Annotated in this window: 43 protein-coding genes; all 43 read left to right on the top strand. The window is 53.7% G+C overall.

Going from position 1 to position 26,567, the window contains the following annotated elements; all coding sequences use genetic code 11:
- A partial coding sequence (gene tuf / locus Q7U39_16520; protein MDO9119565.1) for an elongation factor Tu occupies nt 1-142 on the top strand: 142 nt, incomplete at its 5' end.
- Nucleotides 143-178: 36 nt separating this feature from the next.
- Entirely contained in the window at nt 179-490 is a 312-nt protein-coding gene (rpsJ, locus tag Q7U39_16525) for a 30S ribosomal protein S10 (protein ID MDO9119566.1), read from the top strand.
- 29 nt (nt 491-519) lie between these two features.
- On the top strand, nt 520-1,140 hold the full coding sequence (gene rplC, locus Q7U39_16530; protein MDO9119567.1) for a 50S ribosomal protein L3: 621 nt from the start codon (nt 520-522) through the stop codon (nt 1,138-1,140).
- Between the two features lie 3 nt (nt 1,141-1,143).
- Entirely contained in the window at nt 1,144-1,767 is a 624-nt protein-coding gene (gene rplD / locus Q7U39_16535) for a 50S ribosomal protein L4 (GenBank protein MDO9119568.1), read from the top strand.
- Complete coding sequence (locus Q7U39_16540) at nt 1,764-2,057, top strand: 50S ribosomal protein L23 (protein MDO9119569.1); 294 nt, start codon at nt 1,764-1,766, stop codon at nt 2,055-2,057. The genes rplD and Q7U39_16540 overlap by 4 nt, the downstream gene beginning before the upstream one ends.
- A gap of 24 nt (nt 2,058-2,081) precedes the next feature.
- Nucleotides 2,082-2,924: a 50S ribosomal protein L2 gene (gene rplB / locus Q7U39_16545; GenBank protein MDO9119570.1), complete on the top strand. Its 843-nt coding sequence runs from the start codon at nt 2,082-2,084 to the stop codon at nt 2,922-2,924.
- Nucleotides 2,917-3,204, top strand: a complete 288-nt coding sequence (rpsS, locus tag Q7U39_16550) for a 30S ribosomal protein S19 (protein ID MDO9119571.1) — start codon at nt 2,917-2,919, stop codon at nt 3,202-3,204. Before rplB ends, rpsS begins: the two co-directional genes overlap by 8 nt.
- A 50-nt stretch (nt 3,205-3,254) precedes the next feature.
- Complete coding sequence (gene rplV / locus Q7U39_16555; protein ID MDO9119572.1) at nt 3,255-3,617, top strand: 50S ribosomal protein L22; 363 nt, start codon at nt 3,255-3,257, stop codon at nt 3,615-3,617.
- A 42-nt stretch (nt 3,618-3,659) separates the two neighbouring features.
- The gene (rpsC, locus tag Q7U39_16560; protein ID MDO9119573.1) at nt 3,660-4,331 is read left to right on the top strand and encodes a 30S ribosomal protein S3; all 672 of its coding nucleotides are present in this window, start codon (nt 3,660-3,662) and stop codon (nt 4,329-4,331) included.
- A gap of 12 nt (nt 4,332-4,343) precedes the next feature.
- On the top strand, nt 4,344-4,757 hold the full coding sequence (rplP, locus tag Q7U39_16565) for a 50S ribosomal protein L16 (GenBank protein ID MDO9119574.1): 414 nt from the start codon (nt 4,344-4,346) through the stop codon (nt 4,755-4,757).
- A gap of 33 nt (nt 4,758-4,790) precedes the next feature.
- On the top strand, nt 4,791-5,000 hold the full coding sequence (gene rpmC, locus Q7U39_16570) for a 50S ribosomal protein L29 (protein MDO9119575.1): 210 nt from the start codon (nt 4,791-4,793) through the stop codon (nt 4,998-5,000).
- A 12-nt stretch (nt 5,001-5,012) separates the two neighbouring features.
- Nucleotides 5,013-5,276 carry a 30S ribosomal protein S17 gene (gene rpsQ, locus Q7U39_16575; GenBank protein MDO9119576.1) on the top strand — a complete coding sequence of 88 codons (264 nt, stop codon included), beginning with the start codon at nt 5,013-5,015 and terminating at the stop codon, nt 5,274-5,276.
- 42 nt (nt 5,277-5,318) lie between these two features.
- Nucleotides 5,319-5,687, top strand: a complete 369-nt coding sequence (gene rplN / locus Q7U39_16580; GenBank protein ID MDO9119577.1) for a 50S ribosomal protein L14 — start codon at nt 5,319-5,321, stop codon at nt 5,685-5,687.
- Nucleotides 5,688-5,708: 21 nt separating this feature from the next.
- Complete coding sequence (gene rplX, locus Q7U39_16585) at nt 5,709-6,038, top strand: 50S ribosomal protein L24 (GenBank protein ID MDO9119578.1); 330 nt, start codon at nt 5,709-5,711, stop codon at nt 6,036-6,038.
- A 15-nt stretch (nt 6,039-6,053) separates the two neighbouring features.
- Nucleotides 6,054-6,707, top strand: a complete 654-nt coding sequence (gene rplE, locus Q7U39_16590; protein MDO9119579.1) for a 50S ribosomal protein L5 — start codon at nt 6,054-6,056, stop codon at nt 6,705-6,707.
- Nucleotides 6,708-6,749: 42 nt separating this feature from the next.
- Nucleotides 6,750-6,935, top strand: coding sequence for a type Z 30S ribosomal protein S14 (locus Q7U39_16595; GenBank protein ID MDO9119580.1), 186 nt, complete (start codon nt 6,750-6,752; stop codon nt 6,933-6,935).
- A gap of 46 nt (nt 6,936-6,981) precedes the next feature.
- Nucleotides 6,982-7,377: a 30S ribosomal protein S8 gene (gene rpsH, locus Q7U39_16600; GenBank protein ID MDO9119581.1), complete on the top strand. Its 396-nt coding sequence runs from the start codon at nt 6,982-6,984 to the stop codon at nt 7,375-7,377.
- Between the two features lie 25 nt (nt 7,378-7,402).
- Entirely contained in the window at nt 7,403-7,939 is a 537-nt protein-coding gene (gene rplF / locus Q7U39_16605) for a 50S ribosomal protein L6 (GenBank protein ID MDO9119582.1), read from the top strand.
- A gap of 8 nt (nt 7,940-7,947) precedes the next feature.
- Nucleotides 7,948-8,313 (top strand): 50S ribosomal protein L18, encoded by a 366-nt coding sequence (gene rplR, locus Q7U39_16610; GenBank protein MDO9119583.1) that lies wholly within the window; start codon nt 7,948-7,950, stop codon nt 8,311-8,313.
- 59 nt (nt 8,314-8,372) lie between these two features.
- On the top strand, nt 8,373-8,882 hold the full coding sequence (gene rpsE, locus Q7U39_16615; GenBank protein ID MDO9119584.1) for a 30S ribosomal protein S5: 510 nt from the start codon (nt 8,373-8,375) through the stop codon (nt 8,880-8,882).
- The gene (gene rpmD / locus Q7U39_16620; protein MDO9119585.1) at nt 8,882-9,100 is read left to right on the top strand and encodes a 50S ribosomal protein L30; all 219 of its coding nucleotides are present in this window, start codon (nt 8,882-8,884) and stop codon (nt 9,098-9,100) included. Before rpsE ends, rpmD begins: the two co-directional genes overlap by 1 nt.
- The gene (gene rplO, locus Q7U39_16625) at nt 9,097-9,546 is read left to right on the top strand and encodes a 50S ribosomal protein L15 (GenBank protein MDO9119586.1); all 450 of its coding nucleotides are present in this window, start codon (nt 9,097-9,099) and stop codon (nt 9,544-9,546) included. The genes rpmD and rplO overlap by 4 nt, the downstream gene beginning before the upstream one ends.
- On the top strand, nt 9,539-10,858 hold the full coding sequence (gene secY, locus Q7U39_16630) for a preprotein translocase subunit SecY (protein ID MDO9119587.1): 1,320 nt from the start codon (nt 9,539-9,541) through the stop codon (nt 10,856-10,858). Before rplO ends, secY begins: the two co-directional genes overlap by 8 nt.
- A 6-nt stretch (nt 10,859-10,864) precedes the next feature.
- Entirely contained in the window at nt 10,865-11,521 is a 657-nt protein-coding gene (locus tag Q7U39_16635) for an adenylate kinase (GenBank protein MDO9119588.1), read from the top strand.
- Nucleotides 11,518-12,282: a type I methionyl aminopeptidase gene (map, locus tag Q7U39_16640; protein MDO9119589.1), complete on the top strand. Its 765-nt coding sequence runs from the start codon at nt 11,518-11,520 to the stop codon at nt 12,280-12,282. Before Q7U39_16635 ends, map begins: the two co-directional genes overlap by 4 nt.
- A gap of 29 nt (nt 12,283-12,311) precedes the next feature.
- Nucleotides 12,312-12,530 (top strand): translation initiation factor IF-1, encoded by a 219-nt coding sequence (infA, locus tag Q7U39_16645; protein MDO9119590.1) that lies wholly within the window; start codon nt 12,312-12,314, stop codon nt 12,528-12,530.
- Between the two features lie 18 nt (nt 12,531-12,548).
- Entirely contained in the window at nt 12,549-12,662 is a 114-nt protein-coding gene (gene rpmJ / locus Q7U39_16650) for a 50S ribosomal protein L36 (GenBank protein MDO9119591.1), read from the top strand.
- A 53-nt stretch (nt 12,663-12,715) separates the two neighbouring features.
- Nucleotides 12,716-13,096 (top strand): 30S ribosomal protein S13, encoded by a 381-nt coding sequence (rpsM, locus tag Q7U39_16655; GenBank protein MDO9119592.1) that lies wholly within the window; start codon nt 12,716-12,718, stop codon nt 13,094-13,096.
- Between the two features lie 39 nt (nt 13,097-13,135).
- Nucleotides 13,136-13,519: a 30S ribosomal protein S11 gene (rpsK, locus tag Q7U39_16660; protein ID MDO9119593.1), complete on the top strand. Its 384-nt coding sequence runs from the start codon at nt 13,136-13,138 to the stop codon at nt 13,517-13,519.
- A gap of 33 nt (nt 13,520-13,552) precedes the next feature.
- Nucleotides 13,553-14,224 (top strand): 30S ribosomal protein S4, encoded by a 672-nt coding sequence (rpsD, locus tag Q7U39_16665; GenBank protein ID MDO9119594.1) that lies wholly within the window; start codon nt 13,553-13,555, stop codon nt 14,222-14,224.
- A gap of 98 nt (nt 14,225-14,322) precedes the next feature.
- Nucleotides 14,323-15,312: a DNA-directed RNA polymerase subunit alpha gene (locus Q7U39_16670; GenBank protein ID MDO9119595.1), complete on the top strand. Its 990-nt coding sequence runs from the start codon at nt 14,323-14,325 to the stop codon at nt 15,310-15,312.
- A gap of 21 nt (nt 15,313-15,333) precedes the next feature.
- Nucleotides 15,334-15,765: a 50S ribosomal protein L17 gene (gene rplQ / locus Q7U39_16675; protein ID MDO9119596.1), complete on the top strand. Its 432-nt coding sequence runs from the start codon at nt 15,334-15,336 to the stop codon at nt 15,763-15,765.
- A 160-nt stretch (nt 15,766-15,925) separates the two neighbouring features.
- Nucleotides 15,926-16,498: an LPS export ABC transporter periplasmic protein LptC gene (lptC, locus tag Q7U39_16680; GenBank protein ID MDO9119597.1), complete on the top strand. Its 573-nt coding sequence runs from the start codon at nt 15,926-15,928 to the stop codon at nt 16,496-16,498.
- Nucleotides 16,473-17,069, top strand: a complete 597-nt coding sequence (locus Q7U39_16685) for an LptA/OstA family protein (protein ID MDO9119598.1) — start codon at nt 16,473-16,475, stop codon at nt 17,067-17,069. Before lptC ends, Q7U39_16685 begins: the two co-directional genes overlap by 26 nt.
- Nucleotides 17,066-17,848: an LPS export ABC transporter ATP-binding protein gene (gene lptB / locus Q7U39_16690; protein MDO9119599.1), complete on the top strand. Its 783-nt coding sequence runs from the start codon at nt 17,066-17,068 to the stop codon at nt 17,846-17,848. The genes Q7U39_16685 and lptB overlap by 4 nt, the downstream gene beginning before the upstream one ends.
- An 18-nt stretch (nt 17,849-17,866) precedes the next feature.
- Nucleotides 17,867-19,375 carry an RNA polymerase factor sigma-54 gene (rpoN, locus tag Q7U39_16695; protein MDO9119600.1) on the top strand — a complete coding sequence of 503 codons (1,509 nt, stop codon included), beginning with the start codon at nt 17,867-17,869 and terminating at the stop codon, nt 19,373-19,375.
- A gap of 54 nt (nt 19,376-19,429) precedes the next feature.
- Entirely contained in the window at nt 19,430-19,993 is a 564-nt protein-coding gene (raiA, locus tag Q7U39_16700; GenBank protein MDO9119601.1) for a ribosome-associated translation inhibitor RaiA, read from the top strand.
- Nucleotides 19,994-20,115: 122 nt separating this feature from the next.
- Nucleotides 20,116-20,982 (top strand): RNase adapter RapZ, encoded by an 867-nt coding sequence (gene rapZ, locus Q7U39_16705; GenBank protein ID MDO9119602.1) that lies wholly within the window; start codon nt 20,116-20,118, stop codon nt 20,980-20,982.
- A 379-nt stretch (nt 20,983-21,361) separates the two neighbouring features.
- On the top strand, nt 21,362-22,447 hold the full coding sequence (gene pilM, locus Q7U39_16710) for a type IV pilus assembly protein PilM (protein MDO9119603.1): 1,086 nt from the start codon (nt 21,362-21,364) through the stop codon (nt 22,445-22,447).
- Nucleotides 22,444-22,995 (top strand): PilN domain-containing protein, encoded by a 552-nt coding sequence (locus tag Q7U39_16715; protein ID MDO9119604.1) that lies wholly within the window; start codon nt 22,444-22,446, stop codon nt 22,993-22,995. Before pilM ends, Q7U39_16715 begins: the two co-directional genes overlap by 4 nt.
- Nucleotides 22,996-22,997: 2 nt before the next feature.
- On the top strand, nt 22,998-23,639 hold the full coding sequence (gene pilO, locus Q7U39_16720; GenBank protein ID MDO9119605.1) for a type 4a pilus biogenesis protein PilO: 642 nt from the start codon (nt 22,998-23,000) through the stop codon (nt 23,637-23,639).
- Between the two features lie 14 nt (nt 23,640-23,653).
- On the top strand, nt 23,654-24,283 hold the full coding sequence (locus tag Q7U39_16725; protein MDO9119606.1) for a pilus assembly protein PilP: 630 nt from the start codon (nt 23,654-23,656) through the stop codon (nt 24,281-24,283).
- 182 nt (nt 24,284-24,465) lie between these two features.
- Entirely contained in the window at nt 24,466-26,295 is a 1,830-nt protein-coding gene (gene pilQ / locus Q7U39_16730) for a type IV pilus secretin PilQ (protein ID MDO9119607.1), read from the top strand.
- Nucleotides 26,296-26,567 lie beyond the last annotated feature (272 nt).

Consider the following 26,567-nt stretch of genomic DNA (forward strand, 5'->3'; position numbering starts at 1 on the left):
GGAAATGGTCATGCCGGGGGATAACGTGAGTGTGACGGGTGAATTGATCAGCCCGATCGCCATGGAGCAGGGGCTCCGCTTTGCGGTGCGCGAGGGCGGCAAGACGGTCGGCTCCGGCGTGGTCACCGAGATTCTGGCGTAGATCAGTTTTTTTAGCCGATAGAATGGGGAGTTGAGCGTGAAGGTTGATCAAAGAATCAGGATCCGGTTGCGCGGATTTGACTACCGTGTGCTCGATCAATCAGTGGCGGAAATCGTCGAGACGGTCAGGCGGAGCGGGGCGAAAGTTGTCGGTCCTATTCCTTTGCCAACCAAGATCGAGAAATTTACCGTGCAGCGATCGACGCACGTTGATAAGAAGTCCCGCGAGCAGTTTGAGATGCGGACACATAAACGGCTTCTCGATATCATGCAGCCTACTCCTGAAACGATGGATTCACTGATGAAGTTGAATCTTGCTGCTGGAGTGGACGTCGAAATCAAGTTGTGACATCGGGTTTGATTGAAGGGTTGAACGAGATGACAAACGGGTTGCTTGGGAAGAAATTAGGCATGACGCAGGTGTTTGACGAGACCCGTCTGACGCCTGTCACGGTGATTGAGGCTGGCCCATGCCGCGTCGTCACGATCAAGACCAAAGAACGCGATGGCTACGAGGCGGTTCAGCTCTCGTACGGGGAAGTGAAGGAGCGAAAGCTGTCCAAGGCAGAGTTGGGGCACTTGAAAAAACAGCAAGCTCCAGCCAGCCGAGTGCTTCGTGAGTTTGAGAAGGTTGGAGATGTTACGGTCGGTGAATCCGTCACGGTCGGCATGTTTAAGAAGGGTGACTGGGTTGATGTCGTGGGCATCTCGAAGGGTAAGGGGTTTCAGGGAGTTGTAAAGCGCCATAATTACGCCGGCGGTCCTGAATCTCATGGTTCGATGTTTCATCGTCACCCCGGTTCCATGGGTGCCAGTTCGTACCCATCACGCGTCTGGAAGGGAAAGACTCTTCCGGGGCACATGGGTGCTGAGCGTGTCACGGTCCAAAGGCTGAAAGTTGTGGATTCAAGGCCTGAAGAAAATTTGCTTTTCGTTCGCGGTGCTATTCCCGGTGCGACGAATGGTCTTATTGTCGTCAGAAAGTCGAAGAAGGGTTAGGACATGCCCACGGTCGATGTCGTAGATTTGCACAGTAAGAAAGTTGGGACGGTTGACTTGCCGCAGGCGGTGTTCGGGTGTGAGCCGCGCGCGTCTTTGGTTCACGAAGCTGTCGTCATGCAGCGGGCTTGTGAGCGCCAGGGAACGGCCTCAACGCTGCGTCGCGGCGAAGTCAGTGGTTCCGGCAAGAAGCCATGGAAGCAGAAGCACACGGGCCGAGCTCGGGCTGGTTCGGTTCGGTCGCCTGTGTGGCGTCATGGCGGGAGCGTGTTTGGACCGAAGCCCCGAAGCTACGCCTATACGATGCCGAAAAAGAAGTACAGGGCAGCGTTGCAAAGCGCATTGTCGGCTAAATTGATCGATGGAAAAGTCATTGTGGTTTCGGATTTCGCGCTTGAGCAGCCGAAGACAAAGTTGTTGGCGAAGGCGCTGGACCAATTTGGATTGGGAGAGACGGCTTTGTTGGTGGCGGCGGATACACAAGTCGCAATGCTCCAGGCGGCTCGTAATCTGTCTTCCGTTAAAGTGGTCAGCGCGGATCAGCTGAATGTCTATGACGTCGTTCGGGCTGGCGTGGTCGTGATTCATGAGCGAGAGCTTGCCCGTGTGACAGAGGTGTGGTCATGAAGCTGGATATGCATGCAGTGCTGGTGCAGCCGTTGTTGACGGAGAAGCTGACGTCGATTCGTGAGACGACGAATACGGTTGGATTTATCGTTCATCCCGATGCGAATCGGGTGCAGATTAAGCAGGCCGTCGAGACTTTGCTGAAGGTGAAAGTTGAGCGAGTCAATGTGATGAATGTGTTGGGGAAGGTCAAGCGCCTTGGCCGTTTCTCTGGCAAGCGATCTGATTGGAAGAAGGCATTCGTCACGTTGAAAAAGGGCGAAAAGCTTGAAATGTACGAGAGCGCTTAGGGTTGAGGGAAGGTAGGACTTCGCATGGGATTGAAAACATATAAGCCAACGTCTGCAGGGCGTCGCGGAATGACCGCCGTCACGACTGAAGACTTGACAAAGAAGAAGCCTGAAAAGTCTCTGACGGCTTTCCATCATCGAAGCGGTGGACGCAATACGGATGGCCGGACGACCGTGCGTTTCCGTGGGGGTGGACACAAGCGGCTCTATCGCAAGATCGATTTTAAGCGCGATAAGGTTGGGATTCCTGCCAAGGTGGTCTCGATTGAGTACGATCCGAATCGCTCTGCGCGTATCGCTTTGCTGGCCTATGTCGACGGTGAGAAGCGGTATATTCTCGCCCCAGTTGGCTTGGCTGTTGGCTTGACGGTGCAGTCTGGGGTCAACTCGGAGGTTCGCCCAGGGAATGCGCTTCCGCTCTCAAGTATGCCGTTGGGAACGACCATCCACAATATCGAATTGAAGGTTGGTAAGGGCGGTCAGCTTATTCGAAGTGCTGGAGGATCTGCGCAGGTCATGGGGCGAGATGGGGACTATGTCCAGATTCGTTTGAAGTCCGGCGAGATGCGTAAGGTCTTGTCGGCGTGCATGGCGACGGTTGGTCAGGTCGGGAACGTCGATCACGAAAACGTGAGCGTGGGTAAGGCAGGCCGTACTCGATGGAAGGGGAAGCGTCCCCACGTCCGTGGCGTCGTCATGAACCCGGTCGACCATCCACATGGTGGAGGCGAAGGTAAGTCGGGTCAGGGTAATCCTCATCCGGTCTCTCCCTGGGGGCAGCCGACCAAGGGTTACAAGACGAGAAAGAACAAGAAGACGGACAAGTTCATTATCGCGAGACGTAAGTCAGGGGTACGCAATGGCTAGATCAATCAGTAAGGGCGCTTTCGTCGATGATCATTTGCTGAAGAAAGTTGAGCATATGAATGAGACGAAAGATCGGAAGATTATTAAGACCTGGTCGCGTCGTTCGACCGTGATTCCCGACATGATTGGGCACACGCTCGCCGTGCACAATGGGAAGAAGTTTATCCCAGTCTTTGTGACGGAAAATATGGTGGGGCACAAACTCGGTGAGTTTGCTCCGACTCGGTTTTTCAAGGGCCACGGTCAGGCGAAGACTGAAAAGGCTGTTGCGCTCAAGTAGTCTGTCGGTCAGATTGGCGCCCGCTCAGCGATTGGGTAAAGGATAAGGACATGACTGAAGCACGTGCGATTCTCAGATTTGTTCGGGTGGCTCCTCGGAAGGCTCGGCCGGTCATTGACATGATTCGCGGTCAGCAGGTTCCTCAGGCGCTCGCCATGTTAAAGCTTACTCCCCGCCAGGCGGCTCGTGTCGTGGAGAAGATTCTCCGCTCAGCGGTGGCGAATGCCGAACAGAAGGAAATGGGCGATAGTGAATCGATGGTGATTTCGAAGGCTTTTGTCAACGGCGGTCCTACGCTAAAGCGTTTTCGGGCTCGTTCCCAAGGTCGCGCAAATTCCATTCATAAGCGCACGAGTCATATTACTGTGGTTGTCGCCGCGCCATCGGTCGGCGAGTCGAAGAAGTCAGCGTAACAACGATCACAATCTAGCTAGAGCAGACTGAGGCAAGATTTTATGGGTCAGAAAACACATCCAATCGGGTACCGGCTAGGCTACAACATCACCTGGAATTCTCGGTGGTATGCGGGGAAGGACTATGCCAAGCTTCTTCACCAGGATATCAAGATTCGAAAGGTCGTGAAGGCAAGGCTCTTTCACGCCGGTGTTTCCAAGGTTGAGATTGAGCGTTCTGGCGACCAGACTCGTGTCATTATTCATACGGCTCGTCCTGGCATCATTATCGGGCGAAAGGGTGCTGAGGTCGATAAGCTGAAGGCGGATCTTGAGAAGCAGTACGGTGGACAGGTCTATATCACCGTGAAGGAAATTAAGAAGCCTGAACTCGATGCTCAGTTGGTTAGTGAGAATGTCGCCACCCAGCTTGAAAAGCGTGTAGCCTTCCGACGGGCCATGAAGCGCAGTGTGCAATCTGCTCTTCGGCTTGGGGCGCAAGGAATTAAAATTATGGTGGCTGGGCGTCTTGGTGGGGCGGAAATCGCTCGCACCGAATGGTACCGCGAAGGTCGGGTTCCGCTTCATACGCTTCGCGCCAATATCGATTATGGCTTCGCTGAAGCGCATACAACGATGGGACAGATCGGTGTGAAAACGTGGCTCTTCAAGGGAGAGTTGCTGCCAGCTCAACCGGTCAAGTCAGATTCATTCCTCGAACGGCGGCTCGGGTAAGGAGAACGCATTGTGTTAGCGCCAAAGAAAGTCAAGTTTAGAAAAATGCAGAAGGGCCGTATGCGTGGGAAGGCCTATCGCGGCGGTCAGATTACTCTGGGTGAATTTGGCCTCAAGGCACTCGAGCCTGGATGGGTGACCAGCCGGCAGATTGAAGCCGCACGTATTGCCATTACCCGCTTTGTCAAGCGCGGCGGGCAGGTGTGGACAAGAATTTTCCCGGATAAGCCGATTACCAAGAAGCCGGCGGAAACTCGCATGGGTAAAGGTAAAGGAAACCCTGAGTATTGGGTAGCCGTGGTGAAGCCTGGTCGCATTTTGTACGAAATGGATGGCGTTCCGTTGGATGTGGCGAAGGAAGCGTTTCGGCTCGCATCGCACAAGTTGCCGGTTGCCACCAAGTGTGTTGCCCGGGGTGAATTTTAATTAGGTCTCATAGCGGTTCGAGGAGTAGGTGACATGGCGTTGGATCTGAAAGAGTTGCGGCAGTTGACGGCCCCGGAGTTGGTCGAAAAAGAAAAGCAGTTGGTGCAGGAGTTGTTTAACTTGCGCTTTCAGCTTGGCACCGGAAGGCTGGAAAATCCGATGCAGATCAGGAAGACCAAGCGTGAGATCGCTCGAGTAAAGACCGTTTTGCAGGAAGTCTCTCAGGCTGAGACGAAAGGGTAAGGGGTTCAGATTATGTCTGATGCAGTCAAGAAGCGTGAGTGGGTCGGCCGTGTGTTGAGCAATAAGATGAACAAGACCGTGGTGGTCTCCGTTGAACGCTCAGTGACGCATCCGCTGTATCGCAAGGTCCTGCGGAGAATCTCGAAGTTTAAGGCGCATGACGAGCAGAATGTTTGTAAGATCGGCGACCGTGTGCGCATGGTTGAGACGCGACCGATCAGCAAAGACAAGCATTGGCGAGTGGTTGAAGTGATTCAGAAGGGCCGAGCAGAATAGTTTGATGTGGTTGTGACTCTAAGGTAAGGAAAGACCGCTAGCATGATTCAGAACTATAGCTATATGGATGTGGCAGATAACTCCGGTGCGAAGCAGGCGATGTGCTTCCATGTCTTCGGAGGGACGCGTCGTCGGTATGCGTCCTTGGGTGACATCGTGGTCGTCGCGGTGAAGGAGGCTATCCCGCATGCCAGCGTCAAAAAAGGCGATGTCAGTCGTGCGGTGATTGTCCGGACCACCAAGGAAGTTCGACGTGAGGACGGTTCCTACATCAAGTTTGATCGCAATGCCTGTGTGTTGATCAACAAAGAAGGGGAACCGATCGGGACGCGCATTTTCGGTCCGGTCGCACGTGAATTGCGTTGGAAGAAATTCATGAAGATCATCTCCCTGGCACCTGAAGTGCTGTAGGGACACGTGGTGGGGGTTGTCGTGCAAGCACTTCGGAAAAGCAGAATTCGAAAAGGCGATACGGTGGTCGTGATCACGGGGCGTGAGCGCGGAAAGTCCGGGAAGGTCCTTTCTGTGGACTTGACGGCCGGTAAGGTGATTGTGGAGAAGCTGAATATCATCAAGCGCCATACTAAGCCGAGCCAAAAGGTCAAGCAAGGTGGAATCCTTGAGCGGGAAGCTCCGTTGGCGATCTCCAATGTCATGTATGTTTGTCCCGTGACGCAAAAGCCGACCCGTGTGGGGATTCGTAGGCTTGAGGATGGTCGACGGGCACGGTTCAGTAAGAAATCGAACGAGACTTTCGAGTAGTCTGAGGAGCACGGAATGGCGAAGGTTGAAAAAGGTAAGGCAGGTAAACCCTCCGAGCGGAAGTCCTCAAAGAAGGACGCGGAGGCTGCGCCTAAGCAGCTAGACGAGAATAGTCATGAGTCGAGTTTTAAGCCGCGACTCCGTGATGCCTATCAGGAGAAGGTGATCCCGGCACTCATGAAAGAGTTTGGGTATAAAAATGTGATGCAGGTTCCCAAGCTTGAGCGCATCGTGCTCAACGTCGGAATGGGAGAAGCCATTCAAAACGTGAAGTTGCTTGAGAGCGCGGTCACCGAATTGGGCACGATTACGGGCCAGAAGCCCGTCGTTACCAGAGCGAAGAAGGCGATCGCCGGATTCAAGCTCAGGCAGGGACTCCCGATCGGCGCGAAGGTCACATTGCGAAGCCGTCGCATGTATGAATTTTTCGATCGGCTCGTCACTCTGGCATTGCCCCGCATTCGAGATTTCCGTGGTGTTTCGCCGAAGGCTTTCGATGGTCGCGGCAACTATACCTTAGGGGTCAAAGAGCAGTTGATATTCCCTGAAATCAAGTATGACGAAGTGGCCTCCATTCATGGTATGGATATCACGATAGTCACGACAGCACAGACGAATGACGAAGGGAAGGCCTTGCTGAAACATCTCGGGATGCCGTTCCGGGCATAGAGGTTTCTGGCTTACGCACGTAACTGAGCAGAAGGAGTTCATGTGTCACGTTTAGCGCTACGGAATAAAGCGGCAAAAAAGCCAAAGTTTTCGTGCCGGTCGTACAATCGGTGCCCGTTGTGTGGTAGGGTGCGTGGCTTTTTAACTCGCTTTCATATGTGCAGAATTTGTTTCCGCCTCTTGAGCCTCCGCGGGGATATCCCTGGTGTGCGCAAGTCTAGTTGGTAGTAGCGGCAGCTCTGAGACATTAGGACTGGAAAGAAAAGGGAATAGCATGTTGACTGATCCAATTAGTGATCTTCTTGTTCGACTCAGAAACGGTTCGCAGCGCCGTCACGATACAGTGTCTGTCCCTGCCTCCAAGCTCAAGCGGGCCATTCTTGAGCTGCTCAAGCAAGAGGGCTATGTCCATGACATTGCTGATGCTGTGCAGGATGGGCATCCGGTGTTTACGGTGCAGATGCGCTATGTCAACGAGGGGCAGCCAATGATCACAGGCTTACAGCGGATCAGCAAGCCTGGGCGTCGCGTGTACGTTGGCAGCAAGGATATCGCCAAAGTCCGAAATGGAATCGGCATGGCGATCCTGTCGACTTCTAAGGGAATCATGACCGACCAGGAATCGCGGAAGAATGGCCTGGGCGGTGAAGTATTGTGCTCAGTCTGGTAGCAGCGTAAAGGACAAGGAAGAGAACATGTCGCGGATTGGGAAAATGCCGATTGCTATTCCTGCGGGAGTAGAAGTGAAAGTAGTGGGACCCAAGGTCTCGATCAAGGGTCCACTTGGGAAAATGGATTGGCCGCTTGAGCAGGGGCTTGGCGCTGTGGTTGAGAATGGGCAGCTGCTCGTCAATCGCTTGAGTGAAGACCGTAATGTTCGGGCTCTCCATGGCTTGGCTCGTGCCGAATTGAGCAATATGGTTCTGGGAGTCTCAAAGGGTTATGAGCGCTCACTGGAGATCACAGGGGTCGGTTACAAGGTGGCGCTCCAGGGCCGGACGATGAGCTTCAATGTTGGCTATATCAATCCCGTACTCTTTCAAATTCCAGCCGGGATCGAAGTCAAAGTCGACAAGCAGACCCTCATCAATGTCAAAGGTTTCGATAAGCGATTGGTCGGTCAGGTAGCGGCAAACTTGCGTGCGATCAAGCCCCCCGATGTGTACAAGCAAAAGGGTGTCCGTTTTATGGGCGAGGTCTTGCGTAAGAAAGAAGGAAAGACGGGGAAATAGGGGCGACGATGAATACAGCAGAAAAATCAAGACAACTCGAGCAAAGAAGACAGCGCGTTCGCAAGCGTGTAATTGGGACCACCGAGCGCCCACGGCTCAATGTGTTTCGAAGCCGCTCGCATATCTATGCACAGGTGATCAACGATTTGAACGGCTCAACTTTGGTTGCCGCCTCGTCGCTTGATAAAGACCTGAGGAAGACGTTGAAGTCTACCGGCAGCATGGAGGCCGCAAAGGCGGTCGGAAAGCTGTTGGCTGATCGGGCGAAGGCGGCCAATGTGTTGACCGTTGTGTTTGATCGCGGTGGACGTATGTATCATGGTCGCATTAAAGCCCTCGCCGAAGCGTCGCGTGAGGGTGGACTTCAGTTTTAGAACGCTCACTCCTGTGAGTCCTGCCTGTTTCGGGCGGGAAGGAAGAAGAGAGGGATTGCGTGCGAGTTAATCCAGACGAATTGAACCTGAAGGACAAGGTCGTTTTCATCAACCGAGTGGCCAAGGTTGTGAAAGGCGGCAAGCGATTTAATTTCTGCGCTCTGGTAGTGGTCGGAGACGGCCATGGCTGGGTCGGTATTGGAAAAGGTAAGGCGGCAGAAGTGCCGGTGGCGATTTCCAAAGCTGTCGAACAGGCGAAGAAGAATCTCGTGCATGTCTCGCTTAAGGGAGGGACGATCCCCCATGATGTGCATGGGTTGTTTGGTGCGGAGCATGTCCTCTTGAAGCCAGCCGTCGACGGGACCGGTATTATTGCCGGTGGTGCTGTGCGAGCCGTCGTTGAAGCGGTTGGTGTGCACAATATCATTGCCAAGACGCTCGGCCGCGGCAATCCATTCAATACTGTGCGAGCCACGTTGGCGGGCCTCAGTCAGCTACGTAATCCTGAGGAAGTGCTCAGGCTTCGACGAGCAGCTGCCGGGGAGCGACTTGAAAGGGCGAGTGCGTAATGGCTACTGCAAAAACTGACAAGGCAGCGAAGTCTACTGTTCCGGCCGTGCGGGTGACTTTGCGGCGGAGCCCGATTGGGACGCCCCAGACGCATCGGCTTGTGTTGCGTGGGCTTGGCCTCCGCCACATTCGACAAACAGCGGTTCATCCTGATACCCCACAGGTTCGTGGTTTGATTAAAAAGGTGGGTTATCTGCTTGAGGTGGGGAAACCATGAATTTGCACGATCTATCCCCGGCACGGGGTGCGAAGAAAAAGCGGAAGAGAATCGGCCGTGGACCAGGATCTGGTCATGGAAAGACCGCTACAAAGGGACATAAGGGTATTAAGGCGCGTTCCGGCGGAGGCAAGAGGCCCGGTTTTGAAGGCGGTCAGATGCCATTGGTCCGTCGTCTGCCGAAGTTTGGGTTTACGAACCCATTTAGGACCGAATATAACGTTCTGAATCTCAAGAGCTTTGAAACCTGGACTGGTCCTTCAACTGTGACGCCGCAGGCATTGGTTGATGCGGGGTTGGTCAAGCGCAAGCGCTTGCAGATTAAGATTTTGGGGAACGGAGAGCTGACCAAGCCGTTGGTCATTCAGGCGCATAAATTCAGCGAATCCGCCAAGGCCAAGATCCAAGCTGCCGGTGGTCGAGTCGAGGTTATCGGCGGTGCTTGAGCGACTTTTTACCAGCTTCCAGAATATCTTTAAGATTCCTGAGCTGAGGACCCGTGTCCTGTTTACGCTTGGGATGCTTGTTGTCTATCGAGTGGGCGCTCACATTCCTACTCCTGGGATCAATGGCGACGCACTCTCTGATTTCTTGGCGAAGCAGGGTGGCGCGCTGCTCGGATTTCTGGACATCTTCTCAGGCGGCTCTCTCTCTAGGCTGACGATTTTCGCCTTGGGCATTATGCCCTACATCAGTGCGTCCATCATTCTTCAATTGCTCACCGTGGTGGTCCCGCATCTCTCCAAGCTTGCGAAAGAGGGAGAGCGTGGTCGCAAAAAAATCATCCAGTACACCCGCTTTGGCACGATCGTAATCGCGCTGATTCAGGGGTTTGGTATTGCGATCGGTCTTGAGCAAATGAATCAAGGCGCCTTCGTGTTGAACGGAGGATGGGCATTTCGTCTGATGACGGTCATTACGCTCACGGCCGGTACCGGTTTTCTCATGTGGCTCGGCGAGCAAATTACTGAGCGCGGGATCGGCAATGGAATTTCACTCATCATCTTCTCGGGAATCGTAGCCCGTCTTCCAGCGGCGGTGGCTCAGACCTTCGATCTCTACAAGGTCGGGCAGCTCAATATTATATTGTTGGTTGCCCTTGCTGTGTTGATGGTCTCCGTGGTGGCTGCGATTGTGTTTCTTGAGAGTGGCCGACGCAAGATTCCTGTTCAGTATGCGAAGCGCGTCGTGGGGCGCCGTGTCTTTGGTGGGCAGAGCACGCATATTCCGTTGAAGATCAATACGGCTGGCGTCATCCCTCCGATCTTTGCCTCGTCGATTATCGCATTTCCTGCAACGATTGCCGGCTTCTTCGAAACTCCTTGGGTGAAGGCGATTGGCTCACAGCTTGCGCCAGGATCCTTGCTCTATACGCTCATGTACGTCGGGCTCATCCTCTTCTTCTGTTTCTTTTACACAGCCGTGGTTCTAAATCCTGTTGATATGGCTGACAACATGAAGAAGTATGGGGGATTTGTGCCCGGCATTCGACCTGGGCAGAGGACGTCTGATTACATCTACAATGTACTGACGAAGATCACATTCGCGGGGGCTATCTATCTCGCCATTGTGTGCGTTATCCCTGAGTTTTTGATCTATAAGATGAACGTCCCGTTCTATTTTGGCGGTACGTCACTCTTGATCGTAATCGGAGTAGGGCTGGATACGGCCCAACAGATCGAGTCCCATATGCTGATGCGTAATTATGAGGGTTTTCTCGGCAAAGGGATGGCTCCATTGCGCGGCAGGAATGGGTAATCGGCGATGCAGCTGGTCTTTCTTGGGGCCCCTGGAGTAGGGAAGGGCACGCAGGCTGAAAAGGTTGCTGCCCAATATGGAGTGGCCAAAATCTCGACCGGTGATTTGCTGCGAGAAGCTGTCAGGGCCCAGACTGCTCTTGGGAAAGATGCCAAGAGTTACATGGATCAGGGAAAGTTAGTTCCTGATTCTGTCGTCATCGGATTGGTGCGTGACAAGCTGAGCGATCCAAGTTGCGCCAACGGTTTCGTGCTTGATGGTTTTCCACGGACTGTGCCGCAGGCTGAAGAATTGGGTCATGTTCTTTCACAGCGTAATATTCGTCTCGATCGTGTGATCAACTTTCAAGTGTCACGTGAAGATGTCGTGCGTCGCCTCAGTGGTAGGCGGAGTTGCCCAAAATGCCAGGCCACTTTTCATGTGGATTTTGCGCCTCCGAAGAAGAGTGATTGCTGTGATCGGTGTGGGGAAGCGCTCGTGCAACGCAGCGATGATAAGCGGGATGCGATTGAGACGCGGTTGCGGGTTTACGAAGAGCAAACCTTGCCATTGATTGCGTACTACGATTCGAAGGGTCTTTTGACTCATCTAGATGGAGCCAGCGCGGTCGAGACGGTGTATCAGAATTTAACGAAACTGCTGACTCCGTTTAAGAAAGTATGATCATTCTGAAGACGCCTGCTGAAATTGATGTGATGGCTCAGGCGTCGCGAGTAGTTGCTGAAGCGCTAGAAGTTGTCAGGAATGCCGTGAGGCCTGGCGTGACCACGGAGGATCTTGACCGTATCGCAGAGCAAGCCATACGTGACCGCGGGGCTATCCCAGCATTCAAGGGATACCGCAGCTACCCGAAGACTCTCTGCGCTTCAGTCAATGAACAGGTTGTTCATGGAATTCCTTCAAAACGGAAACTGAAGGACGGCGATATCATCGGTCTAGACTTGGGGGCGGTTGTCGGCGGGTTTTATGGTGACTCTGCAGTCACTGTGGCGGTCGGCGAAACCAGTGAGTCTGTTGCTCGATTGATTCAGGTGACGCAAGAAGCTCTTGATCTGGGTATCCAAAAGGCGGTAGTCGGTAATCGGCTTACCGACATTTCTTATGCGGTACAGCGCCATGTTGAAGCAGCTGGATATTCAGTCGTAACGGAGTTCGTCGGCCATGGTATCGGCCGTCAACTTCATGAAGAACCTCAAGTGCCCAACTACGGGAAGGCTGGTCAGGGGCCGCGTCTACAGTACGGGATGGTTCTGGCGATCGAGCCGATGGTCAACATGGGTGGCAGTGCGGTGCGTGTGCTTGAGGATCGGTGGACGGCGGTGACGGCAGACGGTAGCCTTTCAGCCCACTTTGAGCATACAATAGCAATTCAGCCGTCGGGGCCGGCGCGGGTGCTCAGTCAGAGAGTGCTAGACGCCGCATAATTGTAGTACAGATAGAGGAATGGGAGTACGTGGGAAAAGAAGACATTATCGAAATACAGGGAACGGTAGCAGAGACATTACCCAATGCCATGTTTCGTGTGAAACTTGATAATGGACATATTCTACTAGCTCATATTTCTGGAAAAATGAGGATGCACTTTATCCGAATTCTTCCGGGCGACAAAGTCACGGTGGAGATGTCTCCATACGATTTGACGAGAGGCCGAATCACTTACCGTTTCAAGTAGTAGGAGCGCTGACGCGTCATGAAAGTAAAGTCATCAGTCAAGCCGATTTGTGCCAAGTGTATGGTCGTTCGTCGCCGGGGCGTCGTGCGAATTTTGTGTGAGAACCCCAGGCACAAGCAACGTCAGGGATAACGCCGAGCAGAGTAGGTCTGTGCTCGTCTAGGGAATAGGAAAGAGGAGAGATCATGGCACGCATCGCAGGCATCGATTTGCCAAGAGACAAGCGGACCGATATCGGCCTCACGTACATCTACGGGATTGGGCGAGCCGCCGCACGAGAAATTCTGCGGAAGGCCGGTGTGGATGGGGCGATTCGGATCAAGGATCTGAGCGAAGACAAGATCGTCAAGCTCAGAGAAATTATTGATCGCGATCACCGCGTCGAGGGGGACCTTCGGAAGGAGACGTCCCTGAACATCAAGCGATTGATCGACACCGGGACCTATCGAGGTCTGCGCCATCGAAAAGGGTTGCCGGTGCGTGGCCAGCGCACGAAGACCAATGCCAGAACGCGGAAGGGCCGACGTGCTGGTGTGACAAGCAAACCGAAACCGACAGCCAGATGATCGAGCGCATCGCTCGTGTTCTGAAGTGAAGGAGTGTCTATGAGTGTGAAGAAGGGCAAGAAGAAGGAACGCCGGATTGTTCAGGCCGGTGTGGCGCATGTCCAGGCATCCTTCAATAATACGATTGTCACGATTACTGACATGGGCGGCAATACGGTCGTCTGGGCCAGCTCTGGCAATCAGGGGTTTAAGGGCTCTCGTAAGAGTACCCCGTTCGCGGCACAGCGTGCCGGCGAAGCGGCCGCCCGTAAAGCCATGGAGAGTGGCATGCGTCAAATTGATGTGTATGTGAACGGGCCTGGGGCTGGTCGTGAATCAGCCATTCGCTCGCTCCAGGCCGCTGGCCTGCGCATCAATCTGATTCGCGATGTCACGCCGATTCCCCATAACGGCTGCCGTCCACCGAAGCGGAGACGGGTGTAGCCGCGGGGAGTATCAAGGTTCGAGTCTGCAGCAATGTTGGCGCCAGAATTCAGGCGTCCTGTAACCGGAGGTAATGCAGTGGCTAAGTATCGGGGTCCAGTTTGCCGTCTCTGTCGACGCGAAGGCGAGAAGCTCTTTTTGAAGGGCACTCGGTGCATGACCGAAAAGTGTGCCATTGAGCGACGGAGTTATCCTCCAGGTCAACATGGGCAGGGGCGCCCCAGGAATTCTGACTACAGCATGCAGTTGCGGGAAAAGCAGAAGCTGAAGCGGATCTACGGATTGCAGGAATGCCAATTTCGGGGTCTCTTTGAGAAGGCCGAGCGGCAATCCGGTGTGACTGGCGATGCGTTATTGCGTTTATTGGAATGTCGATTGGACAATGTGGCCTATCGCCTTGGATTTGGCGCATCGCGTAAGCAAGCCCGTCAGATTGTGAGCCATGGGCACTTGACCATGAACGGCAAAAAAATCAACGTTGCCGGAGCCACCGTGAAGACTGGCGATGTCATTCAGGTGCGTGAACGAAGCAGAAATTTGCTCTCCATCCAAACGTCACTGGAAGGTGTCGATGGGCGCGGAATTCCGGATTGGTTGGAGCTTGATAAGGGCACGCTCAAGGGAGTCGTTCGTACCTTGCCGACAAAGGAACAGATCACGCTGCCGGTCAACGAGCAGATGGTCGTCGAATTGTATTCTCGATAGCACATTGGGCCGGTAGGGAGCCGTCTGCGTTTCTGCATCCTCCCTATTCGGTATGCTGGTCACTCGATGGTTGTGAAGGGGGAGTCATGATTAAAGCGATGAAAGACTTTCAGATCCCGATGCGGGTTGAAGTCGATAAGGATGCGAATTCCCCAGTGTTCGGTCGATTCACCACCGAGGCGTTTGAGCGGGGGTTCGGGACCACGATTGGAAATTCACTTCGCCGTGTATTGTTGTCGTCGTTGACCGGAGCCGCCGTGACGACGGTGAAGATTGAGGGCGTCCTGCACGAGTTTTCAACGATACCCGGTGTCACGGAAGACGTGACTTCCATTATCTTGAACATCAAGAGCCTGCGCTTGGCTCTTCATACCGATAAGCCGAAGACGATTCGTTTGAGGAAGAAGGGACCAGGCGAAGCCAAGGGGTCCGATATTATCCACGATGCCGATGTGACCATTCTCACGCCGGATCTGCATATTGCGACGCTGGATAAAGATGCCACGTTAGATATTGAAATGACGGTGAAGCATGGTCGTGGGTATGTTCCGGCTGAGCGCAATAAGGAAGAAGGATTGCCGATCGGTGTCATCGCGATCGATTCCGTGTTCTCGCCCATCAAGCGCGTGAACTTTCATGTGGAAAATGCGCGCGTTGGTCGCATGACCGACTATGACAAGTTGACGATGGAGATCTGGACAGATGCGACCATCAGTCCACGTGATGCCTTGTCGACGGCGGCGAATATTTTGCGCGATCACCTCGATATCTTCATCAATCCTGAAGAGCGTGGCGAAGGCAAGCGCGAGGCGGGATATGATGAGTCGGAGCTTGAAGAGAATAAGAATCTCTCGCGGAGTGTGAATGAGCTCGAGCTCTCCGTTCGAGCGGCGAATTGCTTGAAGAATGCCAACATCAAGACCATTCGTGATCTGGTTCAGAAGACGGAAAACGAAATGCTCAAGACGAAGAATTTCGGCAAGAAGTCGCTGAATGAGATCAAGGAAATATTGTTGGAGATGGGTCTCACGCTGGGAGGACGGGTTGAAGCCGGATCCTCCAGCAACGGGAGTTCGCAGTCAGAGTAATTTTCAGCGAAGGGGAATGCCGTGCGACACAGAAAAAAAGGCCGTCAACTTGGTCGGCAGACGAAGCATCGATGGGCCCTGTTCCGGAGCCTTGTGACCTCGCTCTTGGAGCATGAGCGTATTGAGACGACCGAGGCGAAGGCAAAAGAGATTCGCGGGTTTACCGATCGGATGATTACGTTGGGGAAGGAAGGAACCTTGCCGGCCCGTCGCCGGGCCCTCGCGTTTATCCGGAGCAAAGATGTGGTTTCAAAACTGTTCAGCGATGTTGCGGGACGATTCAAGGATCGGCAGGGTGGGTACACCCGTATGGTGAAGACTCGCCGCCGCATCGGCGACGGGGCGGAAATGGTGGCGATCGAGTTGGTGACGATGGTGGAGAAGGCCTCATCCAAGGCGGCCGCCCTTCCGGCGACGACGACTCCCGCCGTTTCTCCGGAAGCCTCTGCCTAGCGCTATCTGCGGTTGTGTGTTGAGTAGAAAGAGCTCCTCACGTGTCATACGTGGGGAGCTCTTTCTCTTTTTGGTGAACAGCGGGCGTTTACTTGCTTGATCCTCAGTGCTACTATCGTGCCAGAGTTGCGCCTAGTTTATCTGGTAGCCGGTGTGATGCATGTGGGATGTAGTAGCCAGACGAAGCCTCCTTACTGTAAGTGGAGCACTGGCAGCATTCCTGATTTATCTGCTGTTTGTGAACGCAGACTCCGCTCCCACAAATCAGCCTGTTGCGCCAGGTGCCATTGAAAGCGCAGATGCGAAAATCTCTGATTTTACCTTCACACAGACCAAGGGCGATGTGGTGCAGTGGCGGGTGCAGGCCAAGCAGGCACGCTTATTCGAGTTGGAGAAGCGCGCAGTCCTGAGCGAGGTTGAAGTGACGCTCTATGGACAAGCCGGGAAAGAGGTGACCGTTCTGGGGGACGAAGGCGCGCTCGATACGGCCACGAAAAACTTCGTCTTGGCGAATCGAACGGAGCCGCTGATCATCGCGACGGGAAGCGGATATACGATCTATACCAATCACCTGGCATGGACCGATGCCACAAAGATCATTCAGACCGGTGATCCTGTCCGCATTGTCGGCAATGGATTGGAAATTACCGGCAAAGGATTACTGGGACGGACAGAGTCTGAAGAGTTTGAGGTACTTGATGATGTTCATGTGGATCTCGTTTCTGGTTCTTAGTCTCTTGGCCCCGGTCATAGCCGAATCTGTGACACCTGTGGGTGCGGCTGTCTCTGCTGGGTCAGCTCCCGCTCAGGCTCCGACAACTATTACCGCAAAAAAAATGACGGTGCGTAATCAGGATAGTCAGGCCGTCTTTGAAGGGTCGGTTATTCTGACGCAAGGGACGTTGATGGTCTATTCGGACAAGATGGTGGTGTCGTTCTCCCCTCAGGCTGCGGATGCCAAGAAAGGGGAGCCTGGAGAAATCAAGAAGAGCGATCCCTCTTCTACAGCCAAATCAATAGGCAAGGGTGCCGATGTGATGCCAGGGGCTTCAGGTCGGTCCGTCAAGCAGATTGAGGCGACTGGCCATGTGCGCATCGAAAAAGAGACCGGAAATGCGACCTCCAATAAGGCGGTGTTCGACAATAGTCGACGGGTTGTGACCTTGACCGGGGATCCGGTGGCTTGGGAGAAGGGGACGCGAGTCAGCGGTGAGAAGATCGTGATTTACCTGGATGAAGATCGAAGTGTCGTTGAAGGAGGTTCGCATCTCCTCATCGACGGCGAACGTGGCGGAATGAAATGACGCAGGGAGCCGAATCGGAATTGGTTGGGACGTCGGGTTTCGTGACCGGTCCGCACACCTCGTGCTTGCGAGCTCGAGGGTTGGAGAAGAGTTTTCGCGGGCGAAAAGTCGTCAAGGGCGTGGCAATCGAAGTGCGTGCCGGCGAAGTGGTCGGGCTGCTTGGTCCGAACGGCGCGGGGAAGACCACGATCTTCGATATGGTAGTGGGTCTCTGCCAGCCGGACGAGGGGGAGATAACGTTTAACGGCGAGTCCATCACGGATTTGCCGATGTATCAACGGGCCAGGCGGGGGATCGGGTATCTCCCGCAAGAGTCGTCGGTCTTTCGTCGCCTTTCCGTAGAGAAGAATGTCTTGGCGATTTTGGAAATCCTAGGCTATCCTCGTGGTGAGCGGATGGCACGGGTTGATGAGTTGCTCAAGGACCTTGATCTCCTCCACATTCGTGGCAGTATGGCGTATGCGCTGTCAGGAGGAGAGCGTCGTCGATTGGAAATCACCAGGGCCTTAGCAACGAGCCCCTCCTTCATGCTCCTGGATGAACCGTTCGCCGGGATTGATCCGATCGCGGTGGCCGACATTCAGCAGATTATTCTTCGACTGAAAGACAAGGGCATTGGGATTCTCATCACCGATCATAATGTTCAAGAGACGTTATCCATTACCGATCGTGCCTATATTATTAATGAAGGATTGATCCTGGAATCCGGTTCTCCGGAGGCCATTGTCAAGAGTGAAACCGCTCGGGCTGTGTATCTTGGAGAGCGATTCAAGCTGTAGAGGGTTGAATATCCAGTTATGAAACTTCGTCTCGATTTGAGGCTTAGCCAGAAGCTAATCATGACGCCGCAGTTGCAGCAGGCGATTAAGCTGTTGCAGCTATCTCGTCTCGAATTGCAGCAAAGTCTGACCCAGCATCTGCTCGAAAATCCGCTTCTTGATGAAGTGCAGGCCGAAGTTGAGGAAGCTGAAGCGGCGGCTGCAGAAGGAAAAACGGAAGACCCCTCTGCAACGGCCACACAAGATAACGCGGAGGAGGCGGGAACTCCTGAGGAGCGAGGCTCGCCCGAAGAGTTTTCAGCCTCTGGATGGGAAGAGTACTTTGGTTCGGATCGTCGAGCCGGGGACTCGGAATATCCCTCCTCGTCTCAAGATGAGTTTCCCTCTTACGAGCAGACGGTAGCCAAAGCCACATCACTGGAAGAGCATTTGCTTTGGCAGCTCTCGCTCTCGGGTCTTTCAGAACGAGAGAAAGCCATTGGACGTTTGCTTATCGGAAATTTGGATGACGATGGCTATTTGAGAATAACTCTGGCCGAAGTGGTCAGCGGGAGCGAATTTGCGGAGGTGGAGGCTGAGTCGGTCCTCAAGGACATTCAGACTTTTGATCCAACCGGCGTCGGGGCACGTGATCTGCCGGAGTGCCTACTGCTTCAACTTGGCCATCTGGGCAAGAACCCGATGGGGTCGCTCGGTGCAAGGCCTGGTGCGCTCAAGGGGGCCGTCGTTGAAGGTATTATTCTGCATCACCTCAAGGACCTTGAAAAGAAACAGTATGCCAAGATTGCCAAAGCCTTGAATGTCACCGTTGAGGAAGTCTTCGAGGCGACGAAGCTGATCGGGGATCTGGAGCCGAAACCAGGTCGTCCGTTCACGAACACGCAGAATTACGTGATTGTGCCCGACGTCTTCGTCGTCAAGAACGAAGGAGAGTGGGTGGTCTTACTGAACGACGACGGTTTGCCGCGTATGCGGATCAGCCCGTATTACAAGCAACTCATGACGGCTGGTGATGGCGGGACGGCTGAAACTAAGTCTTACCTCGATGAAAAGCTCAGAGCCGCCCAGTGGGTGATTCGGAGTATCGATCAACGGAATAAAACGATCGTCAAGGTCGTGACGAGTATTGTGAAGTTTCAGGAGCAGTTTTTTGAGCAAGGGATTGAACATCTAAAGCCCTTGGTCCTCAAGCAGGTGGCGGAGGACATCGGGATGCATGAATCGACGATTAGTCGAGTCACCGCCAACAAGTACATGTACTGCCCGCAAGGGATGCTCGAATTAAAGTTCTTCTTCAACGCAGGACTTCAACGCGCTGATCAGCCCTCTGACATGATGTCGTCGGTGTCGGTCCGTGAAATGATTCGGAAAATGATTGCCGAGGAGGATGTGCAGCGCCCGCTGAAAGATGAGGAGATTGCGGCGCGTCTGAAACTCCAGCAGGTCCTGATCGCGCGTCGTACGGTGGCGAAGTATCGCGCCGAGGATAACATCCCTTCTGCAAGCCAGCGAAAACGCCATTTTTAGTCTGCGCCCGCTGGGCATGGCGCAGAAATCGGTTCACGTAAGGAGACACTTCGTATGAAGCTACGAATCACTGGCCGCCACATGGATGTGACGCCCGCACTTCGTCGGTATCTTGAGACGCGATTCGATCGGCTGGATCGGTACGAATTGAAAGTCGGGATTGTTCAAGTGGTCTTGAGCGTTGAGAAGCTGCAGCATAAGGCAGAAGCCGTCTGTGTGGTCCACGGGAAACGTGTGCAAGCGAAAACCTCGACGCGAGAAATGTACGCGACGATCGATGCCTTGGTGGACCGTATCGATGGGCAGCTCAGAAAGCTGAAGGAGCGATTGGTCAGTCATAAGCCTGCAAAGGCTACCCGAGTCCGGTCGGTGCGCGCGCTGGCGGCCGAGTGGCAAGCGGAGCCAGCCTTCAAGGTGGAGCGTCGAGCTGTGCCGGTCCTGTCCCTCGCGGAGGCACATGATCGGTTCGGTGATCACAGTGAGGCCTTTCTGTTGTTTGCACATATTGAGACCGGGAATCTCCATGTGCTTCAACGGAGCACCGGGGGGCGGGTGTTGGTCTTTGAGCCTTTTGCTGAAGGTCGTCGAGGGCATTCCTTCCCAGGGGCAAGAGAATGAGTGTCCGGCTTGAGGCTGGCAGGATCTAGTTCCGAATTCGGCGAAAGGCCGTCTGGGTTTATCGCCTCGGTGAGTGTGAGTTTCTCTTCCATGGTAAAGCTAGTTGTCCCCAATTAAGTCGTATGGCGCAGCTTAATCTCGTCATTGTCAGTGGCCTCTCCGGATCCGGTAAGTCGCACGCGCTGAAAGCGTTCGAGGATGCCGGCTATTTTTGTATCGATAACCTCCCGCCTGCGTTAATCCCGACGTTTGTGGAATTGTGCAATCAGCAAGGGGGGGAGATATCGAACGTCGCGCTGGGCGTCGATGTTCGTGAGCGAGTCTTCTTTGCTGATTTGGTCGGGACGCTTGAGCGGGTGAGAGCCCTCGGGTACGCGATTCGGCTGCTCTTTTTGGAAGCCCGAGATGAAGTGCTTGTCAGGCGATTTTCCGAGTCGCGTCGCCCGCATCCGCTCCTGCCACATTTGCCGGTCCTAGAAGGGGTTCGGTTTGAGAAAGAACGGGTTGCTGAGTTGCGCCGCCATGCTGATCGGATTATCGATACGTCTGATCTGACCGTGCACGAACTCCGGGACGTATTGACGAAGGAGTTTTCCCGAGGTCCTGCCAGTCGGCGTTTGACGGTAACCTTGCTGACGTTTGGATATAAATTTGGCGTTCCCTACGATATTGATTTGCTGTTTGACGTTCGGTTTCTGAAGAATCCGTTTTTTGTTCCCGACCTCAAACCCCTTCCAGGGGATGATCCCCGTGTTCGTGCCTTTGTGTTGTCCGATCCAGACGCCATTGACCTCCTGGTGCAGCTGGAGAGCATGCTGAAGTTCTTGATCCCTCTCTATGAGCGTGAACAGCGCAGCTATCTCACCATTGCGATTGGGTGCACCGGCGGGCGTCACCGTTCAGTCGCGATTGCAGGTCGGCTCCGGGAGAGCCTTGGCGCAATCGGTCATGAAGTGATCCTCAAGCATCGAGATCTGCAGAAGTCCTAAGGAGGATTCTCAGGCGCTGCAGTCCACGCTGCTTCCTGTCAGTTCGGTTGTGTTGCTTGACAGGTCGAGCATATTGACTATACTTACCTTGTATCTGCAGAACCTAGCTTCCCTCAGGCACATTTCACGTGAAGAAACGAAACGCGATTCGCAAGATATCAGGGTATAAGACGAATCAGGTGTGTGACTTGTTCGATATATCGAAAGCCACGTTGTTTCGATGGGAGCGCGAAGGGTTGATTTCTGGTCCTCCTCGAGACTGGCGAAACTGGCGGCTATATACGCAGGAGAATATAGCGGAAATTCAGAAAATGATTCGCGCTCGAAAGTTTGTCCTGTAGAGTAGCTGGTGAGGGATATGCTAAGCACATTTAAAAACATGTTTGAGACTGACATTGTCTCGTTACTGACTCCCAAGCGTCAGCTGGTTGGGCTCGACATTGGGTCGAGCGCAATTAAGTTGGTGCAGTTGAGAGAAAGTAAGGGCCGGTACTACCTCCAGAAGTTCGGCATGAAGCCGTTGGAGCCGGAAGTGATCGTAGATGGAACGGTCATGGACGAAGGGCGAGTGGTCTCGGCAATTCGTGAGTTGTTTGAGGAATCTAACGTCAAAAATAAGCAAGTCGCGGTGTCCATCTCAGGTCATGCCGTCATTGTGAAGAAAATCAGCTTGCCTCCGATGCCCGATGAGGAGCTGGAAGGGCAAGTGAAATTAGCGGCGGAGCAATATATTCCGTTCGATATCAATGAAGTGAATATCGATTTCCATGTGCTTCCGGCTGATGCTTCAGGCGAGGGGTCCGGGGAGATGTCGGTTATTCTCGTGGCGGCAAAGAAGGACAAGATTAATGAGTTGACCGAGTTGGTCAAGGGTGCTGGATTGATGCCAATGGTCATGGACGTCGATGCCTTTGCCATAGAAAATATGCACGCGATTAACTATCCCCTGGCGCAAGATGAAACGACGGCTCTGGTGAATCTGGGAGCCAGCGTGATGAACGTCAACATTATCCGCGGTGGCGTTTCCTTGTTTACCCGGGATATCCCGTTGGGCGGCAATCGCTACACGGAAGCGATTCAGAGGGAAATGGGCTTGTCCTACGAGGAAGCTGAAGAGACCAAAAAAGGCGAGCGAAGCGGGAAGGCCGCCTCGGGTTCTATTGACAGTGTGATTGATAGCGTCAATGGAGAAGTGGCCTCAGAAATTGCCAGAACGGTTGATTACTTCAAGACCTCTGCCTCAAATGTGGGGCTGGATCGTGTTTTAGTGTGTGGCGGGGTCGCACGCGTCAGCGGGCTCGTGCAGCAATTAAGCGATCGCATGCAAACGCCGGTTGAAGTTGCCAATCCGTTTAGTGAAATTGATACATCGGGAAGTGACTTCGATCAGGATGCCCTGGCTGAAATGGCGCCGCTGGCTTCTGTTGCGGTAGGACTGGCCTTGAGATCAGTGGGGGACCGATGATTCGTATCAATCTACTTCCTGGCCCTAAAGGGCGCACGGCCAAACCTCAGTATGATGTTCGGGCGCAGGCCTTACTGGGTGTTGGCGTGCTCTTGGTCACGATCGCAGGTTGTTGGTGGTACTCTTCTTCTCTTGATGAGGTCATCGAGGCGAGGCAGGAAGAGAAGCTCGCTAAAGAGAAGCAAGTTGTCCAGCTCAAAGAACAGGTGAAGCAGGTACAGGACTTTGAGCAGAAGAAGAAGTTGCTAGAGGATAAGAATCGGGTGATTGATCAGCTTGAGTCGGCGCGGGTCGGGCCGGTCAAAGTCTTGGATTTTGTGAGCCAAAGTATTGAGCCCTTGAAGGTCTGGCTCACCAATTTGAAGCTATCTGCGGAAAATGTAGAAGTAGAAGGAAAGGCCTTGACGAATGATGATGTTGTCGAGTTCGTTAATAATCTGCGCCGGACCGATTTTTTCGCAAATATCAATCTCCAGGAAAGTAAGGCCGCAGTAGAGAATAAGATCAATATCTACCAGTTTAAACTGGCATTTCGCCTGAAAGGTTGAGCATGGCGTTGCCTTCTATCAATCTAGAGACGCTGCGCAGTATCCCTGCTCCGCAGAAGCTGGCCCTCCTGGGTTTGCTTGTGGGGGTGCTGATGGCGGGGTTCTACTTCTATATTGCAGAGCCAAAAGCCGCGGCAATTGACATGCTTCAAGCGGACAACGCACGGTTGGACGGAGAAATTCAGACTCTCACGATCAAGGCGAAGCACCTCGACGAACTGCTCGCTGCCAATAAACAGCTTGAGATCGAATTGGCAAAAAAGAAGGAACGACTTCCTCCGGAAGAAGAAGCCGTCATGTTGTTGAAACAAGTGTCCGATCTTGGTGTCCGCCTGGGGCTCGATATTAGGTTGTGGCGGCCAGGAGCTCAGGCAGAAGATGCGTCGAAACTGTTTGTGAAGATGCCTGTCGCCGTCGAAGCTACCGGGGCCTACCATACAACGGCACTATTTTTTGATCGTATTAATCGGTTGCCGAGAATTATTACAGTCTCTGGTCTCAAGATGGGGACGCCAAAGATGGAGCAGGGACGAATTGTGTCCCAGGCGCAATTTGATCTTGTGGCATATGCGGCTCCTCCGGAGAAGCAGGCTGCCGCGATTCCGGTGCCAAATGTTGTGAAGCCAGCTCCGGTTGGCAAATAGGGGATTGAGGAGCTATGCAACTGTCTAGTGTGGAGCGGATAGTGCGTGTGCCAAGAATTCCAGCGGGCACCATCTTCCTTGCTGGCGTATTGCTGTTCGTCGCAGGCGCGGAAGTTGGCGCCGGGACTTTGACCCCATCGAATCAAATCAGCCCGCTACGGCAGGATTCGATTAAGCTGCCTGCCGCTCCTGAAATCCAACGGCAAACCATCGCTCCGACCTTGATGGCCAATCCTTCGGTTGAAGGTGAGGCCTCGCTCTCATCTCCATCTACTCTTCCTGATACTGGGAGCGGATTTGGATATGATCCATCAGGCCGTCGAGATCCGTTTGCGCCGGTCGTGCAGCAACTCCAACCAGGAAAGATGGATGTCAGTCTTCCTCCGCTCCAACGGGTCAATTTGACGGAGCTGAATTTAATCGCCATTGTGTGGGGCGCGTACGGGTACACGGCGATGGTCCAGACTCCTGATGGGTATGGGTATGCCGTCAGACGAGGGACACGCCTCGGGCAGAACAATGGCGTTGTGAGTGCTATTACGGAGCGAGGAATCATCGTGCAAGAGCGGTTTACCGATGTCTATGGGAAAAAACAGGAGCGAGAATACGTAAAGCTTCTTCACCCGAAAGAGGGCGCAGAATGAAAACACTAGCGGCAGTGGCAGGTACTTCGTTTCGCCGGGCATGGTGGCTGGGGATGGTGGGTGCCCTGTTGAGCGCTCAGACTGTTCAAGCTGAGCCATTGCTTACTCAGGCGGTTGGCCTTGAGCAGAGGGCGCATGACCAGGCAACCATTGCGTCCGATGCGATCGATGCTCCAGCCCAAATGGTCACAAAGATTGAAGTCCGTCCGGAAGGGGACGAGGTTACCGTCCTTGTGAAGGGCGATGGGAAATTGTTCTCGTCCGCTCGATTGTTGGACGAGAATCGGCTGGTTGTTGATCTCATCTCAGTGTCGTCGGCGCTTAAATCTCCCCTGGTCTCGGGGCAGCATCAGCTCCTTAGAAAAGTCAGAGTTGGATATCATGCTGATAAGGTTCGTCTTGTTCTCGAGCTTCTTGGTCGTCCCTCATTTTCGGTCACTCCTGTTGGACATGACATTCTGGTTTCGTTAAAGCCGAGGGCGGTGGGCGCGAATGTGGTTCCGGTGAACGTGCCCTTGTCTCCTGAAGGAAGCATCCCCGACCCTGTTGGAATAGGCGGGAGCGAGTTTGCAGATCCTGGACAGGTAGTGCCGAGGGAGATCCGCGCAAAGAAGGGGCAGGTTATGGGGCTTGCGCAAGGGAAGTTCAAGGTCCGAACCATTCAGATGGCCACGGAGAGCGCAACTCCTGAAAGCGATTCAAGAGGAGATGATCTTGTTGCCGGTCAGACACGCTTTGCTGGACGCCGGATCTCGTTAGATTTTCAGCAGGCCGATATCACCAATATCCTTCGTCTCATCGCTGAGGTCAGTGGATTTAATATCGTAGTGGGCGAAGGGGTGAAGGCCAAGGTAACCATGAAGCTTGTCAGCGTGCCCTGGGATCAAGCCCTGGATATGCTGCTCAAGATGAATGGGTTGGGCATGATTCGTCAGGGAACAATCGTGTGGGTTGATACGCTGACGAACATTGCCAAGCAGCAGGATGAAGAGGCCCGCGCAAAGGAAGCAAAGACCAAAGCTGAAGAGCTGGTAGATCGCGTATTCTACATCAGGAATATTCAAGCTCAGGAACTGCAGACAGCATTGCGGCAGTATTTGAGCCCCCGTGGGGTCATGAATATCAGCGCCGGAAGCAATGCGTTGATCGTGCGAGATACCGAAACCAAGCTTGCGGTGATGAAACAATTGGTGGATGGATTGGATCTTCAAGTGCCACAGGTTCAGATTGAAGCGCGCATTGTTCAGGCCGATACGGTCTATGCGCGTGGTATGGGCATTCAATGGGGTTTTCAGAATGCCGACTTCAGTGCTAATAAGTTTAACTTCTTCGGGAACGCTACCGGCGCATTTGCCCCCTTGGGTGGTACGGCTGCTGGGCAGAGTGGGACCGGGACAATCCCCCGTGATTTTATTGTGAATCTTCCTGCCCAGGTTGGTGGACTTCCGGCGGTTCCGGCGATCGGGTATCAGTTTGGTAAACTGGCACCTGGTTTTGCCTTGGATTTGCGGCTATCTGCAGGAGAGTTGCTGGGGTTAAGCAAAGTGATCGCAGCTCCAAAGATCACTACGCTGGATAAACGTGAGGCGAAGATTTCACAGGGTGAATCGATTCCGTTCCAAACCACGTCGCTCCAGGGGACGCAGACGACATTTGTGGATGCGAATCTTGAGCTGAATGTGACTCCGCAAATTACGTCGCGCGATCCGAAGGAAGTCGGAAAGCAGATCCTTATGAAGGTTCGCGCTACTCGCAATGCGGTCGGTGCTCGAAGCAATCCTGCGGGTCCGAGTATTGATCGTCGTGAAGCGACGACTCAGGTTATTGTTCGCGATGGCGAGACGATGGTGATAGGCGGTGTGTTTGTGGATACCCAGAATAATAACGTGCAGGGAGTTCCGTACCTGTCACGAATTCCTGTCCTGGGATGGCTCTTTAAGAATAAATCGGAGAGCGTGTCGAAGCAGGAATTGTTGATTTTCATGACGCCGACGATTATTCGTACGACATAGTCAAACAGCAGAACGGCGTTGGATCGGCCCGTACTTGTTGCAGGTGGCAATGAGTACGGGCCGATCATTTTTGGAGGAGTCGGCTCCGCAGTGCAGTGGCTGGGGAAATGGCCGTGCGACCAGTGAGGCGATCACCTTTTAGTTCGTCCGAACCTATGCTACGATCCGCGCGGTTTTTCATGCGAGCAGCATGAGCTAGTTGCGAATAGCCAGTACTGTGCAGGTCCTGAAGGTCCGTTTCATAGACTGAGGCGATTTCTGGAGAGTGTTGG

This window comes from Nitrospira sp., from assembly GCA_030653545.1.
In the GTDB taxonomy this organism is placed as follows: Bacteria; Nitrospirota; Nitrospiria; order Nitrospirales; family Nitrospiraceae; genus Nitrospira_D.